We start from the raw sequence: 1,537 nt of genomic DNA, 5'->3' as shown, positions 1-1,537 counted from the left end.
CGCATGTGCGGGCTCCGACTGCGCCGGCCAGGAAGCGCTTCGTGCGGCGCGCCAATCCGCGCTGCGCAGCAAGGTCGCCGCGGCGAACGCGACGGCCGATCAGGCGCGGCGTGAAGCTGGCGAAGCCGCGGCGACGATCAACAGCCTCCAGAACAGTCTCGCCCTTGCGCAAAAGCAGGTCGCGATGATCGAGCCCCTCGCGGCGAAGAACATCGTCCCGCAGACCGACCTGCTCGACAAGCGGCGTGAGGTGGTCGACATCCAGGGCCGCATCGCCGCCGCGCGCGAGCAACAGGGCAGGGCGATGGCCGCGGTCCGCGAGGCGGAAGCCCAGGCGTCGCAGGCCGGCTTCGAGTTCAAGCAGCAGGCACTCGACGAACGCAGCCAGGTCAAGGCCAAGATTGCGATCAACGAGCAATCTTTGCGCGGCGCCGAAGGCAAGGCCAACCGCACCGAAATCCGCTCACCGGTCGAGGGCGTGGTCAACGATGTCCAGGTCACCACCATCGGCGCTTACGTTCAGCCGGGCCAAAAGATCATGGAAGTGGTGCCGTTTGGCGACAAGCTGCTGGTCGAGACGCGCGTGCGGCCGGGCGACATCGCATTCATCAAGGTCGGCGACCGGGCGCTGGTCAAAGTGACCGCCTACGACTTCTCGATCTACGGAGGCCTCGACGGCCGGGTCGTGCAGGTTTCGGCCGACTCGATTTACGACGAGAAGGAAAAGGAAGCTTACTTCACGGTCATCGTGGAGACCGACAAGAGCTACCTGACATCGCTAGGCCACCCGCTGCCGATCACGCCCGGAATGATGACGCAGACGCAGATCATCACCGGAAACAAGAGCGTGCTGACCTATTTGTTGAAGCCGATGTTGAAGGCCAACAGCGAGGCGCTGCGCGAGCGCTGATCCGCGAGGGGCGGAAGGCTGACGGGGAGTTCGTTCGCCGCGACCTCGATCGGCGCGCTCGTCACCCGGTAGCCATGCGTCCACTCACCGTATGTCGCGAAGGTCAGGATCGGGCGGTAATCGCTGATGCCGTTCGTATCGAGCAGCTCGTCGGTGCCGTTGTCGAGCACTACCATGCGGCCCGATGCACGCGCCACCAGCACGGCATGATCGGCGCGGCGCACCAGGTCCTTCAGGACGACGAGATAGAGATCGCGGTCGGAGAAGCCGGCGGAGCGAAGCATCTGCATCTTTGCGATCGCATAATCCTCGCAGTCGCCGCGGCCACTGCGCAGCGTGTCGTTGGCCGTCGACCATACGTCGGCGCGTCCGAAGCGCCGCGAATCATCCTCAAACCGGACTCGGCGATTGACGTACCAGTTCACCGCCTCGAGCTGCCTCAGCGGCGTTGCGCCTTTGACCGTCTGCGCAAAGCGCGCGGCACTTCCCGTCACGGCCGCGCGCTCGACCGACTGCCAGCGCGCATCGAGCGGCGTGTGCCCGACACGCAGCGCGACCGATCCGAAAACGTCCGGCTGGCCGCTGAGGATTCCTTCGCCCGACGGGCGGCGGCGCACGACCGCGGCG

2 protein-coding genes are annotated in these 1,537 nt (G+C 66.0%); one reads left to right on the top strand and one right to left on the bottom strand.

All coding sequences use genetic code 11. From position 1 onward, the window contains the following. The coding region (locus tag GH737_RS14740) for an HlyD family type I secretion periplasmic adaptor subunit (protein ID WP_155265513.1) at positions 1-910 on the top strand (910 nt) is incomplete at its 5' end. On the opposite strand, the gene GH737_RS14735 is transcribed toward GH737_RS14740, so the two are convergent. After that, the coding region (locus tag GH737_RS14735) for a transglutaminase-like cysteine peptidase (protein WP_196233242.1) at positions 856-1,537 on the bottom strand (682 nt) is incomplete at its 5' end. The two genes, GH737_RS14740 and GH737_RS14735, sit on opposite strands and share 55 nt — an antisense overlap.

The organism is Sphingomonas segetis, assembly GCF_009720245.1.
Taxonomy (GTDB): Bacteria; Pseudomonadota; Alphaproteobacteria; order Sphingomonadales; family Sphingomonadaceae; genus Sphingomicrobium; species Sphingomicrobium segetis.
The sequence above is the reverse complement of the archived record's forward strand: the minus strand, read 5'-3'. Positions and strand labels throughout refer to the sequence as shown.